The sequence below is a fragment of the Peribacillus muralis genome (genome assembly GCF_001439925.1).
In the GTDB taxonomy this organism is placed as follows: Bacteria; Bacillota; Bacilli; order Bacillales; family DSM-1321; genus Peribacillus; species Peribacillus muralis.
In genome coordinates, this window is sequence record NZ_LMBV01000007.1 from 138,561 (window position 1) to 152,381 (window position 13,821).

17 protein-coding genes are annotated in these 13,821 nt (G+C 34.1%); all 17 read left to right on the top strand.

The window, feature by feature from the left end; all coding sequences use genetic code 11:
- Positions 1–1,544: RHS repeat domain-containing protein (locus tag ASU00_RS11575; RefSeq protein ID WP_330219534.1), on the top strand; the 1,544-nt coding region annotated here is incomplete at its 5' end.
- Positions 1,545–1,564: 20 nt separating this feature from the next.
- Positions 1,565–2,032, top strand: a complete 468-nt coding sequence (locus ASU00_RS11580) for a hypothetical protein (protein ID WP_057913618.1) — start codon at positions 1,565–1,567, stop codon at positions 2,030–2,032.
- 273 nt (positions 2,033–2,305) lie between these two features.
- Positions 2,306–2,632 carry a hypothetical protein gene (locus ASU00_RS11585; protein ID WP_057913619.1) on the top strand — a complete coding sequence of 109 codons (327 nt, stop codon included), beginning with the start codon at positions 2,306–2,308 and terminating at the stop codon, positions 2,630–2,632.
- 560 nt (positions 2,633–3,192) lie between these two features.
- Positions 3,193–3,771, top strand: a complete 579-nt coding sequence (locus tag ASU00_RS11590) for a hypothetical protein (protein ID WP_057913620.1) — start codon at positions 3,193–3,195, stop codon at positions 3,769–3,771.
- 97 nt (positions 3,772–3,868) lie between these two features.
- Positions 3,869–4,096: an Imm64 family immunity protein gene (locus ASU00_RS11595; protein ID WP_057913621.1), complete on the top strand. Its 228-nt coding sequence runs from the start codon at positions 3,869–3,871 to the stop codon at positions 4,094–4,096.
- A gap of 159 nt (positions 4,097–4,255) precedes the next feature.
- The gene (locus ASU00_RS26925) at positions 4,256–4,405 is read left to right on the top strand and encodes an Imm64 family immunity protein (RefSeq protein ID WP_152983741.1); all 150 of its coding nucleotides are present in this window, start codon (positions 4,256–4,258) and stop codon (positions 4,403–4,405) included.
- A 285-nt stretch (positions 4,406–4,690) separates the two neighbouring features.
- Complete coding sequence (locus tag ASU00_RS11600) at positions 4,691–5,209, top strand: hypothetical protein (protein WP_057913622.1); 519 nt, start codon at positions 4,691–4,693, stop codon at positions 5,207–5,209.
- Between the two features lie 48 nt (positions 5,210–5,257).
- A complete protein-coding gene (locus ASU00_RS11605; RefSeq protein ID WP_057913623.1) occupies positions 5,258–5,965 on the top strand; it encodes a CPCC family cysteine-rich protein in 708 nt (235 codons plus the stop codon).
- A 319-nt stretch (positions 5,966–6,284) separates the two neighbouring features.
- Positions 6,285–6,443, top strand: coding sequence for a hypothetical protein (locus ASU00_RS25420; protein WP_161809727.1), 159 nt, complete (start codon positions 6,285–6,287; stop codon positions 6,441–6,443).
- A 170-nt stretch (positions 6,444–6,613) separates the two neighbouring features.
- Positions 6,614–7,270 (top strand): hypothetical protein, encoded by a 657-nt coding sequence (locus ASU00_RS11610; RefSeq protein ID WP_057913624.1) that lies wholly within the window; start codon positions 6,614–6,616, stop codon positions 7,268–7,270.
- Positions 7,271–7,718: 448 nt separating this feature from the next.
- Positions 7,719–8,510 carry a PhzF family phenazine biosynthesis protein gene (locus ASU00_RS11615; protein ID WP_057913625.1) on the top strand — a complete coding sequence of 264 codons (792 nt, stop codon included), beginning with the start codon at positions 7,719–7,721 and terminating at the stop codon, positions 8,508–8,510.
- Positions 8,511–8,751: 241 nt separating this feature from the next.
- Complete coding sequence (locus ASU00_RS11620; protein ID WP_057913626.1) at positions 8,752–9,339, top strand: YdeI/OmpD-associated family protein; 588 nt, start codon at positions 8,752–8,754, stop codon at positions 9,337–9,339.
- A 144-nt stretch (positions 9,340–9,483) separates the two neighbouring features.
- Positions 9,484–9,960 carry a GNAT family N-acetyltransferase gene (locus ASU00_RS11625; protein ID WP_057913627.1) on the top strand — a complete coding sequence of 159 codons (477 nt, stop codon included), beginning with the start codon at positions 9,484–9,486 and terminating at the stop codon, positions 9,958–9,960.
- 225 nt (positions 9,961–10,185) lie between these two features.
- On the top strand, positions 10,186–10,461 hold the full coding sequence (locus ASU00_RS11630; protein ID WP_057913628.1) for a hypothetical protein: 276 nt from the start codon (positions 10,186–10,188) through the stop codon (positions 10,459–10,461).
- A gap of 75 nt (positions 10,462–10,536) precedes the next feature.
- A complete protein-coding gene (locus ASU00_RS11635; protein WP_057913629.1) occupies positions 10,537–11,316 on the top strand; it encodes a VOC family protein in 780 nt (259 codons plus the stop codon).
- Positions 11,317–11,456: 140 nt separating this feature from the next.
- On the top strand, positions 11,457–11,921 hold the full coding sequence (locus ASU00_RS11640) for a GNAT family N-acetyltransferase (protein WP_057913630.1): 465 nt from the start codon (positions 11,457–11,459) through the stop codon (positions 11,919–11,921).
- A gap of 245 nt (positions 11,922–12,166) precedes the next feature.
- Positions 12,167–13,648: a helix-turn-helix domain-containing protein gene (locus ASU00_RS11645; protein WP_057913631.1), complete on the top strand. Its 1,482-nt coding sequence runs from the start codon at positions 12,167–12,169 to the stop codon at positions 13,646–13,648.
- The last annotated feature ends 173 nt before the right edge of the window (positions 13,649–13,821 follow it).

A 13,821-nucleotide genomic window follows, 5' to 3' on the forward strand; every position in this document is an offset into this window, starting at 1 on the left:
TATCTGCGTATGATAAAGGGTTAAGTGTGAAGAAGGAAACATTATTTAAAGATAAAAGTGATGATATCGATCATGTGAAATATGGTGTGGATGATGATATCCTACATGATTATCAATATGATAAAAATACAGAAGATAATCAAAGCATACTTAACTTGAATGATGGTGTCTTAAAGCAAACTTCACAATTTAATGATGCAAACTTATTAAGTTCATTAACGTACACAAGTAAAACAAAACAACCATTTGAGATTAAATATGATTACACAAAAAATAGTAATATCTCCAAAGAAGCAGTAGATGGTAATGTTTCAGTGTTTGAATACGATAAAAATGAGCAATTAACGAAGGAAACATTACCAAATGGCGATGTGAATACGTATGAATATGATGCAGTTGGTAATCGTACCAAATCCTATTTGAAGAGTAAAGAATATACATTCTCTTACAATGAAGCGAACCAAATTATAAAGAAAAATGCCACAGCATACAAATATGATGGCAATGGCAACTTATTAGAAGATGAAAACTACAAGTATGCGTACAATGAGCGTCAACAATTAACAAGTGTTAAAACGTCTGCTGACAAAGTTATCGCAGTCTATACGTATGATGAAGATGGTTTGCGTTTAACAAAAACAATTGGTACTACAACACATGAATACTTCTATAATGATGAAGTATTAGAAATGGAAATTGTCAAAGAAAATAATCAAATTACCCAGTACCGTTCCTATGAATGGGATGGTTACACAGCCCTTGGAATGATCATAAAAGAAAAAAACGCCAATGGCAGGTTCCAAACAAATCCATACCAATTCATTACGAACCACCGTGGCGATGTACTAAGCATTCGTGATGCAGATGATAAAGAAGTGGGTTCTTACGAGTATGATGCCTATGGTAATGTGTTAGCAGTTGAAGGGAATATCGGAAAAGAAAATCCTATACGATATGCTGGATATTACTATGATGAGGAAACCAAGAACTATTATCTTCAAGCACGTTACTATAACCCTGAAAATGGTGCATTCTTAGCATTAGATCCACATCCAGGGGATGAAGACGAACCTTTGTCACAAAATGGGTATACTTATGCGAATAATAATCCGATGAAATTTATAGATCCTGATGGCGAATATGCATGGGTAATTAAATATATTGCTAGATATGCTTTAAAGATGGCCTTAAGAAATCCTAAAAATATAAAATTCGTTTCAAAAAAAATAGCGTCCTTTGTTAAACAAAAACATGTGCAAAAGGCTTTAAAGAAAAGCGGATATAGTGTACAAACAAATTTAAAAGGTGGGTATATAATAAAGGTAATGCATAAAAATAAAAGAATGTTATCAATCGATTATCATGGATTATCTATTTTCAAAAAGAAAGGCGTAGATACACAGCGATACTCTATATTTCATATTCATCTAGGGGGCAGTAAAACCCACTATATTCCTAGGTCAATGATTCCTTCTGGGTTTAAGGTTAAGCCAAAATATATTAATAATAAGAATTACATTTTCATTTCAGAATTCCTATTTTAAACAAGGGAGGAATCCTATTAATGTATTATTCAAAGAAAGAAATTGAACATATGGAAGACCGATATGAAAACGAATTTTCACTCTCCATATTAACAGATAGAATCCCAGAAAGAATTTGTGAGATAGAAAACCCTAATTGGAAAGAATTTTTTTATAATTTCATGTCTCAGAATTACTCTTTACTAATACAGATACCGAATATGTTTCCAAAGAAAATTTTGATGAAAGAAAAAATCATTGAAAATAATGAATACTTCTCCTTGTTGAATGTTTCTAAAGAATCATTCAATGATAAGGTATTAGACTTTTTAGTTGAAAATGAATATATTAACGGTTTTAATTTCTTTTTAATCAAAAGAATTACTAACGTGGATTTCTCACTTCCCTTATCAACTATGAATAGACTAGAAATAAAAAGTTTGAAAGATAATGATATTTATATAACGAGAATAGATTTAAATGAAATAATTAAATTAGAATGGAAATAAGAGAAAAAGGCCAGACTTCTCTCCCATGCGAAAACCGTTATCTTCCAATAAATCGGAAAAGCGGAAGGTTAATAAAGAACGTCGGATAGAAATAAAATATAAATCTTATTAACCTTAATATGGGTATATTTGAAAGTGAAAACTAAAATCCACGCGGTTGCCCGTTAAAACTCCCATTCTGGCCCGTAAACTTATGGCCAGTCTTTTAAAAGGGAGATAGGAACGGAAGAATAAATAAAATGTTACATTCTATTAAATTGAGGTTATATGCATATGAATACATTCTTATTTTATAGTGTCTTAGGTTTATTTGGGATTCTATTGATTGCCAATTCAAGTGATCGGTTTATTAAGGATCATATTTTTTTAAAAATTGCGTTCGGTGTTATTGCCGTATTAAGCAGTTGTATAATTTTATATGCGTTTTTAGGACAAGATGAAGACTCTATTGTAAATGCGATACATTACTCTTTCGGTATGGGAGCAGCAGTAATGTTGCTACTTACGAGAAAATTTGAAGATGAACCTGATAGTAAAAAGAAAACTGGTGTATATGTAGGTTTTGTTATATTTATGCTATTAACAGTAATCACGAGTTAAGTATTTTAGGTGCAGTTTTATAGCTGCTTTAACAAAATTACCTTAGACATTTGAACTGTACCCGGGATAACGGACAAACATAAAAGTGTCCCTTATCCGGGGTTTTTTAGTTTCGATAGGTGCAATGAGTCTGGACGGAAGTTTTGATGAGTAAAAATATATATAGGGAAATTCAGATGGAAGGAAAAAAGTATATCACTATTGGATGAATTAACGTGGTGTTGTGGTAAACAGGAATAGCTAGTGAAAAGTACCTTGAAAAATTAGTCGGTGATGAATCACAAAAATATTATAAGACTAGCCTAGGGAGAAGGTATATTGACCAATATGCTAAAGGTATTGCACATGAGTCCAAAGTTGGTTATACTACGCTGTCAAAAAGAATAAAAACAAAGGTAAAGAAAGATGCGGAACTCATAATAAATAAGAAGATAAGAGGCGCTGTATGGCACTTCTTTAGGAGTGCTAGAACTGGGAAAGTAGGAGGGTCAAAAAACTTGTTAAATTAACTTAATAATCGCAATATTGATTATATCATTTATGATTAGGAGTGAAGATATTTGGACTACTCTTTAATGGACCCACCCTTTGAGGTAAAACCTTTTGAGAAAATGTCAGCCAAAGAAGCGAAGAAACACTTTAAATGGTATGTATTAGAAGTGCCCAATCGAATTAATCTTTTGTCGGTTTTATTTACTGCTACTGGGGGGAAGGGGAATTTACTGGATTTTTCGCCTATGTCATTAATTAGTTTATGGCAATGGTTCTTAACCCATATTAAAACTACCGTAAAGACCAAAGAAGAAATAGATAATGAACTACAGAATACTCCAGATTGGCTTAAAGAGGAAGTTAGAAGTAACAATAAAAAGTTAAGTTTAGGGAGTACCACCTTGGCAATGGATATAGCCATTTATTTTGCAGAAACAATTATAAAAAATTGTGATATGAAAGTAAAATGGGGATACATTACAAAACCTAAATCATTAGAGTATGTTAACAGCCCTGTTTTAGTGGGGTTCAAATATAATATGGAACTAAATCCAAGAGCTGTAGTTTACAATTTAACACTTGATGTAATTGATGGTAAAGGTAGTAAAGAAGCACTTTTTCAAGTAAGTATTCAATGTTTGGCTTGAGGATGTTTAATACATTTAGCTATGTATTTATAAATATCCACTTTACTTATGTATATTCCCGAAATAAGTTCTACTTTGGAAATAGAAAGAGGGAATCATGACAAATATCTTATCTCTTGGGATGGTATATGATTATTCATTTAATAAATCTGAAGAGTTACAAAGTATAATTCAATATTTTTTGACTTTGAAGAGCGATATATTTGGTATAAAGGTAAGTATGGATGAAGATGGTGAGAATTGGGTAGAAAGTCATCGGAATGAGAAGAATTTTCTTTTAGACTATACCTTATTAACAGAACACTTTTTCGGAGAAAGCAATTAATTGAGTTTTGGAGTCTAAATGGCTTATCTTTGACACTACGCATTGTTAAAGAAAAGGATTTCTTTGGGTATTTATTAGAATTTGACATGGAGCAGCTTCTAAATCAATATAGTCTGGGTTTAATTAATGAACTGATTATTAATTTAGTAATAGATACCTATGGCATATCATGATTCAGAAATCGAATACTCTCCTTCATATAAGGATCTGGTGAAAGTCTACTCAATATTAATGTTGCCAAGAGAAAAAAATGGGTTTGAAGTTATAAAAAACAATTGGCAAATAGATGGTATTACAAGTAGAAGTTAAATATAAATAGTTCTGAATTAGAATTAGGTTGAAAGAGTAAAGTGAACAATAGCTGTTCAAAAATGAACTAACCAAAGATTTTTGGACTTAGAAAAACACCAAACTACCCTGTTCCCTTTATTCTAAGAAAAATCCTCCTCATTCGTATAAACGCGGCTCATGGAGGTGCCTATGCTTGTCTTTGGGTTACCTTAAGGATTTTTATTAGAGCTTTTGTTAGTTAAGAGGTGCTTTTCAATTAAAAGCACCTCTTATATAAATCACCAAAAACTAGGAGAAAACAAGATGTTTAACGGTATTCTATCTATCATGTTATTGCAATTTCTATTAGTCTCTCCAGCAAGATCCTATTATAAAAGCTATGATAATTTAAGTTTACATAAAGTGCTCAAAATATATCTATTTTATATTGTTATTAATTTTCTTCTTTTATTATTGTTCGTGAAAGTAAATCCATATTGCCTAGCATTAATTTTACTTGTTAATGGATTAGTCATTATTATCATACATAGTAAGAAGGGTGAAAATTCAATATTAACTGACGATATGGACCCTAAGTATCAAAAAATCTTACTTTTGAATCAGAAAACGGATTTATTATTAGCTGGTGGATTATTCTTAATGTTGATGATTTCGTTTATAAGATTTCATACGGTGCTTGATGATTTTTTTGGTAATAGTAAATCACTTCTCATATATACGATGGTGTTAGCTGGAGTGACTTCTGTGAGTTACCTATACTATTATTTTAAATCAATAAAGGAGATAAAGAGATTCTTTGAAGGTATAAGAAATAAAATTTAGTGCGTTAAGCTGTATACGATTTTATAGGATTATTAAGGTGGGGTTTATGTGCAACGTGAAAAATGTCCTTGTTGTGGCTTTCCGACATTAGAAGAGCGTGGTGGTTATTATATTTGTGAACTTTGTAACTGGGAGGATGATGGACAAGACGATCCATATTCAGATGAAGTTTGGGGTGGTCCAAATGGAGATTATTCTCTTGCAGAAGCAAGAAGGAATTTTAAGAGAAATAGCATTATGTATCGAGATAATAGAAATATATTTAGACAAAACGAAAAAGAATTAGAAACCAAGAAATCTTTAATTCTTGCGTTTAAAGAATTAGATCAGTGTGAATCGGATTCAATGGAATATTTGTTACTTTGGCGCAAAATAGCGTCATACGAGAAGGTCTTAAATGAAATTGTTCATGATAAGAATCAAAAATATAGTAAAAATATAGAAAAAAATGAAGAATCCATCAATCTTATAAATTCCGAAGTTATAGAAGAAGTTATTACTGGCTTATTGAGGTTGGTTGGAAGTTCTAATAATCTAGATTTTGTTCAGGACATTATGATTGATTTCAGTGAACATGAGGATGCTACTATTCGGGGAACAGCTATACGGTGTTTTGGTCATATAGCAAAAAAATATGAAAAGATAAACAAAAATCTGATTTTGCTCATGATTAATCAAGGTTTACAAGATAAAAGCACTTTTGTAAGAAAACAGTCTCGTTCTGCATTGGTGGACATAAATTTCTACATAAAATAAAAGAGAAGAAATTAAATGAACAGGGATGCGATGAAATGGAGGCAAACCATATATTATCAAGTTTAAGACATTCAAGTGATGAAGTAGATTGAGATAAATATCACTCGTCGCTGGAGTTATATGGATGTGTTACGCAGCATGCGAAAAGATGTAAGAGTAAGCGGAAAGCAAAAAAGTAGTTTCCGGTAACTTTAAAGCCTACCTCATAAAAATGAAAGAACCTTGGAAGTGAGACGTCTACCAGGTTCTTTCGTTACGCCTGGATAACTACACTCCTGAGGAGATAAAAAGCTTGTGCCAAATGATAGGATGTGTACTTATGAAAGAAATTTTTCCATTATTTTTATTAGCATGGTTAATAATACTTGTAGTGCGTTTGATTTTCAGAGACTCAACTATGGTGGTGGATATTTGTGATTTTTCATTTATTGCAGTGGTCATTGTTTATATGGTTTTAAAAAAGTATAAAAAAATATAGTTGTATGTAAAAGGGGTGATGTTTGATGGCAAGCATCTCTTTTGTACTTAAAGTCGTTTATTTCCCCTATGTACATAGGGGAAATTGGTTTAAGGCATGCTCAAAAAAATTACTTTCATCGCTTTTTGGTCCAAGGGAAATATGTATATTTCTACAAAGAAGGAGATTAAATGTTTAGTATTAGTACAAAAAACTTATTATCTCAATTAGTTAAGTATGACTTTTATGATTGGGAGCAAAATGATGAAATAGAAGAATATATATTAAAATTCGGAATGCCGAATAATCTATTATTAAACGTAAATAATTTTTATGATTCATGGGGGTTTGATGCCGTTCAAAATGAGTTTGCCAATCCCTCGTATACCACTGAAGAGTGGCTGGAATTAGAAACGGTATTTTTTGATTGGTTAGGTAAGGCAGGAGATTTTCTTTTCCCTAAAGGAAAAGTGATAGCAACACCTAACTTAGAAAGAAATTGGTATTTAAATGGGGAGCAACCGCCCATATGGGATAATAAAAACAAATGGATGAAATCAGATTATGATAAATATATTTCATTATTACATAAATCCGAAGTTATTGAAGAAGGACCATCATTAAGAGAAGAATATAGAGCAGTAATGATTGAAGATTTCTCAGAGGTAAGAACACTAGGGAAACTTTCTGTGAAAGGCGTGCCTTTATTATTCTTTTTAGATGAAGATAAGGTCATAACTTTATCAGAATATTTGTCAGTTATCATTTATTTTAGAAATCCAACACTTTTAGAACAAAATAAAAATCACTTAAAAAGAATGCTTGATATAAAAATTTTGGAAGATTGAGATATTAATAGCGTGTGGATTATAATATATGTTGAACTTGGACGGCACGAATATGATTTAAATTTATTTACCAAAAACGGAAGATACGGTGAGTTTCGCTGTTGATCATGAACAGATTTATTTCTTCAAACCTATCAATTCCCATTAATATTTTTGGAGTAACAATGTAAAGCTGGTCATACTGATATTATCCCCTTAAAGTAGACAGTGTAAAAAGACCATGAACAAACATGGGTGTTACACTTATTTGTAGGGGATTTTTTTTTCTGAGAATAAGTTAAGTTTCAACCTATTCAGTATAACATTCCACTATGAATGCCCTCAGTTTTGGAGAATTTAAACTTTGACTGTATCATTCCGCTGGGATCGAAAAGGGTATGTTAGTTTAATGATGTGTTGTATAATAATGGATATTTAATTTAACTCATTTTGAATTGGGGGAAAGTATTTGAATAACCGAATTTATTTTATTAATGCTTTTTCTAAAGAAAAGTTCAAGGGGAATCCTGCGGCAATCGTTTTCATGAGCGAGAAAAGATCGGAAGAGTGGTTAAAATCATTAGCAGCAGAACTCAATCAACCTATCACAACTTTCATTACACCAAAAGGTGGAAATAGCTATCAGCTGAGATGGTTCACACCGACTAATGAGATTGATTTATGCGGGCATGGTACATTAGGCGCTGCTCATATTTTGTGGAGTGAGGGTTTCTCTTCGTCAGAGTCAGCCATAAACTTTTATACTCAGACAGGACTTCTTCGCTCTGAGTTGTTAGGACAACAAATAATCCTGAAGTTTGATATTAAGGAATCAACTAAAACAGAAGTGACTGAGACATTAAAACGCGTCATTCAGCTTCCTATAAAAGATGCTGCTTGGGCGGAAGATCGGTACATTTTAGAACTGGAAAATCAGCATTTGGTTCATAAAGCAGTGCCTAATTTGGAAGCAATTAAAGAACTGGACGGTCCAGGGATAATTATTACTAGTATTGGCTCAGATAAATATGACTTTGTATCAAGGGTTTTTGCTCCAAAGATAGGAATTAATGAAGATTACGTTACTGGGTCTGCACACTGTGCGTTAGCCTCATATTGGGGCTATCGTTTAAATAAAAAAGAATTTATGGCTTACCAAGATTCAAAGCGCGGCGGTGAAATAAAACTAAAGATAATGGGAGAAAAAGTCGAGTTGATTGGAGACTGTATAACTTTACTCAAGGGAGAACTTTATAATTAGTTGACTTGCGCTTCAAAGTACATTGTACGTTGGAGTCTGACTAACGGGGCAGATTAACGACATAGACCTAAGCCAGATCTGCTTGACACATCACCAATTCATGTCCTATTGTAAACCAGAAACCAACTGAAATTCAGGTACTAATAAATTGAAGGTTTGACCAGACTAGAAGTGGTCTGACTCGTCCGGGTGCAGATCTGAAAAAAAGATGATGAGTTATGTTAAAGAGGGGTGTTCTTTGATGACAAACAGTAAAACAAATTCTAAGGTTGATGAATTTTTAAATAAAGCTAAAAACTGGCAGGAAGAATATGAGGTATTGAGAAGGATTGTACTTGATTGTGAGCTGACTGAAGAATTTAAGTGGATGCATCCTTGTTACACTTATGAGAAAAAAAACATCGTTTTAATACACGGGTTTAAAGAGTATTGTGCGCTGCTGTTTCACAAAGGTGCTCTATTAAAGGATGTCAATGAAATTCTCATTCAACAAACGGAGAACGTCCAAGGGGCACGCCAGATTCGGTTCACCAATGTTCAGGAAATCGTTGCGATTGAACCAATCTTGAAAGCTTATATCCAAGAAGCCATTGAAGTTGAGAAGGCCGGTCTGGAAGTGGAGTATAATACAGAAATCATCATTCCAGAAGAGCTGCAAAATAAATTTGATGAACTCCCTGCCTTGAAAACTGCTTTTGAAGCATTGACGCCAGGACGGCAAAGGGCATATTTTCTTCATTTTTCTCAACCGAAGCAATCGAAAACTCGAGTTTCAAGGGTTGAAAAATGTACGAAGCAAATTCTCGACGGAAAAGGATTAAAGGATTAGTCTTTAGTGATTTGAAAAAAACAGCATGCAAACAAAAGTGTACTGTTTGGTACGCTTTTCTTTACTTAAAAGCTAAATGAGTTTAATTTTTTATGGACAATGAAATTCGGCAGTCTATTTAAACATATGGGTAGGAGGTTTTGTATGAATACATTGGATGAGGTAGTTTTACAGAAATATAAACCAGAACACTTGGAGTGGTTAAAAGCATTTGAATTACCAAAAGAACAAGAAAAATTCACCGCATTACCAACCAAGATGCTGGAAATAACGAAAGAGCGACATCCGATAGTAATTCTTAATCATAATGAACCAGTAGGTTTTTTCGTATTACATTCAAGTGATAGGGTAAAAGATTATACAAATAACCCTAAAGCCATGTTATTAACTGCACTTTCAATAAATCATTCCCATCAAGGCAGAGGATTTGCATATAATGGGATGAAAAAAATACAGAGCTTTGTCAATCAACAATTTTCAAATTGCGATGAAATTATATTAGCTGTAAACCATAAAAATGTTCCTGCTCAGAAGTTATATGAAAAAGTAGGTTTTAAAGATACTGGTACAAGGAAGATCGGAAAAATCGGAGAGCAATACATATATAATTTCATTTTTTGATAAAAAAGGGAATTTCGTTACCAAAGGTTGCAGACGCAGCCTTTTTCTTGTGTCACTAAAACGAGGAATTCATAGTAAATTCATTTTACTTTATAAGCTAGTAGTTTAGAAAATTCAATCTCGATTTATAAGGGAAAATATTCAAGTAATCCAGTGAATGTTGTGTTAAAATATGGATGTTGTCACAGGTGTTTCTAGTTAAAATTTGTTTAGGAGGTTAAATCCATGAATAAAAAATCAACTTTAATTGTTGGTTTTGGAGCAGTTCTCGCTCTATCCTATTTTATGAAAGACTTGCAGAGTACAGACGTACTTATACGAGATGAACTCCCAAAAGTTGAAGACCGGCAAACTAGCACGAATGGAAGAGATTCAAACATAGTTGTAACAACTGAAGAGCAATACAAGGTGGAAAATATCGTGAAACTGATGTCTGCCAAAGAAGTAGGGGTTTTAAATCAAGAGGGAGGGACAGCGGTCTTTTTCAAAAAAGCGAAATAAGTGTAGAAATGTGCTCACGAAGTTGCTCTGTTTACAAATAGGTAGGGTACCACCTCATATTTAGGGGGAAAGAATTTGATTACTCATTTCTCGGATTTAGAATTAACAACAGTATCTTTAGAAGGTGTAAAGCAATGTTACGCTAACAGACTGCAACTCCCCATGATCTATGAATCTAATGATTTTATTCGGTTTCAGCTTACGCCATTTACGACATTGAGTTTTAAAGAGTCCTACGAACCGGTGCCTCCAGCGCATTTTGCTTTTCAAGTATCATATTCCCTTTTTGATGAAGTAGCAGCTTTTTTACAACAATCTGGATTATTGATTCTAAGACAAGAACATGGTAAATATATCGACGATACAAATGGAAGGAAAAATCTATATTTTCGTGATGGAGACGGTCACCTTCTTGAAATCATTGCACATGATTATATAAATGAGGATGTAATAAACCCAACTGGGAAGTTAAGAACTCTCTATATAAGAGAGATTGGTTTTCCTGTTGATAACGTACCAACTTTTCGCGATTGGCTGAAAAAGGACTTTGGTATGAAAACGGGAAAAGAATCAAATATCTTTAATTTTGTAATAAGTGGAACAGCCCATGTTATAGTGGTTTCAAAACAAAGACCTTGGATTCCCATTGCCATGAAGGCATTACCGCCAAAGATGGTAGTGACATTTGGCACACCGCATGCAGAGTTTATTGAAACCCTCTCGAAAAACATGGAAAACTCTGTTTTAAAAGAGAAACTACATATAACGAAGGATGGTTATACTTTTCGCATTGAGCATTCTCCTGATTTTACCGCCTCTTTGACAGAAAATTTAAATTTACCTAAGTTTCATTGAGTTAAGATTGAAATGCATGATAGATATTTTACTAAGCTCAGTACAATCTGAAATTGAGGGTATTACTAAGGGAGTGAATATAACCGAAGGACAGGAATTCTTCTTTGTTTTAAGAAATAAGTTTATGAAGGGAAAGTCATATGCGAATTATTAGCGTGAGAGAACATCCGGAGTATAAAGAAAAAGCAATTAAATATTTTCAGTGTAAATGGGCAAACGAAAGCAGTAAGAAAGTATATGAGGACTGTATTACACACAGTATAGCAGCAGAATCTCCGTTACCTATTTGGTATGTAATGGAGGATTCGGGTGAAACTATTGGCTGTGCAGGTCTTATTAGCAATGATTTTATTAGTCGTATGGATTTATGGCCTTGGATATGTGCCCTATATATCGAAAATAACTATCGTGGTAGGTCTTTAGGCAAAGAGATGCTGATACGTGCTAAAGCTGATGCAAAAAAAGCGGGGTTCAGTAAAGTTTTTCTTTGTACGGACCACATAGGATTCTATGAAAAATATGGATTCACTTATATAGGTGATGGATACCATCCTTGGGGAAGTAGTTCAAGGATTTATGAGAGTAATATTCAAAGTGATTCATAATTGTTTGTAGGATTCTTAACGAGACTTGTTAGTATTACTAAGGGTCCATTGCTTTTTCCTTAAAAAACCTTAGTGATTCTAGTGTTTCCATATATATTTTCATATAGTTATATCATTAATAAAGTGAAGAAATTTATGATGGTAGTTCCTAAACGATGGATTTTTTGCCTCGATGACTTGTTCAAAGCATTCGCCTTCGAATAGAATGGAGAAAAGGCAGTGCTTCTTAGAAATGAGGTGATTGGTTGGAAATCCATTTGGTGGCAAAGGATGAGATAGAGGCTCAAGGAATTCGGTGGATTGTGGAGTCCCAGCTTACCGGAATTGAATTGATCCTATGGGAGACGATAGAAGAGTTTGATAGGGAGATGCGCAACCAGCAGCCGGAATTCGTCATTTTGGATATGGATATGTGGACAAATGAAAGTGAAGCGTTGGGTGTGTCATTAAAACGGAGGGGAATTCGATGGTTAGGCATCTCATCTGAGCGAATCTTTCAAACGGCTTATCGGGCCTTGAGTTTTCGTGCTGAAGATGTTTTATTCCGCCCCTTTTCTTCAGCGGATTTGGTAAAGCATATTCAACAACTGCGTTATCAATTGAGAAATGGGCAAGGAAATCACGCGACGAACACAATGGGTGAAGAGCATTCATTGGATATCGATTATCCGGATTTCTTCCTGACAGAGCGGAGGTATGATCATCGTATTACCATGGCAGCTTTTTTGACGCCTGATAATAAAACACTTCCTCTCGTTTATGATGAACTGCAGCGTTATTCCTTTATAGGGAAAAATCAAGTATTCGCTTTATCGGATTTTATTTTATGTGTACAGGAATCAAAGGGGGGCGAGGTATTCAAGGAAGAATACCAAGCATTCCTCGCTCAATGGAAAGAGAAAATGGATGAGCCTCTTGCCATCATCATCAAAGGGGCCACGGCTGCTGATTCTTTAAAAAAGGTCTATCAGCAAACACGTGAATTGACGAGACAAATCTTTTTTGATGGTTATGATATCATCTTAGCTGAAAGTGAACAAATGTCCCCGGTTGAGATGGATCCATTCCTTACTCCTCTTGAACAAAGACTATGGATAGAAATGCTCGAAAGACGTGATGCGAAAGCGATCAAGGACTGGATCGAACGGGAATTCCTTACTTTCCAACGGCCATACCCCGACCCGGAAATCGTTCGCATTCGCCTTACAAGCGTCCTTGCGCAGATCCGCAGGCATATGAAATCATATAACCTGCAAAATGCTTCTCTAGAAACGATTTATTATGACGTCTTCCAGCAAATTATACATAAACCAGTCATTCATCAAATCGTAAAAGCGTTGCACTCGTTCATCATCCATTTGCTTCATCAAGATCATGAACAAGTTCAAGAAGGAGCAAACACTTTAAGCGAAAAAGCAAGGGAACTGATTGAGTCCAACTATTGGGATGCGCAGTGGAATTTATCGGCCTGTGCAGACATTCTGAGGATCAATAAAAGCACGCTAAGCCGCCGTTTCGCAGCTGAGTCCGGCCTATCATTCCGCAGTACGCTGCATAATGTGCGAATAAGGGAAGCAAAACGTCTTTTAAAAGAAACGGATTTATCATTGGAGGAAATTGCACAATTGGCCGGCTATTCCCACCAAACCTACTTTAATGCCAAATTCAAAATGTTTGAGGCTTGTACCCCTACAGCGTACCGGTCGGGATTTAAAGGTTCTATGTAACGTTAAAACTTGATGCAACATCCAAATGTGTAACCTCTACAAATACATTCGATTTCAACGATTCAGTCGCTGCTGAATCGTATTTTTTTGATTAAAATAATAAAATGATTAAAATTATTCGTAATTATATAAACGTAACTGTAAATGTGTGAAACTATTTATAAAATAATCAT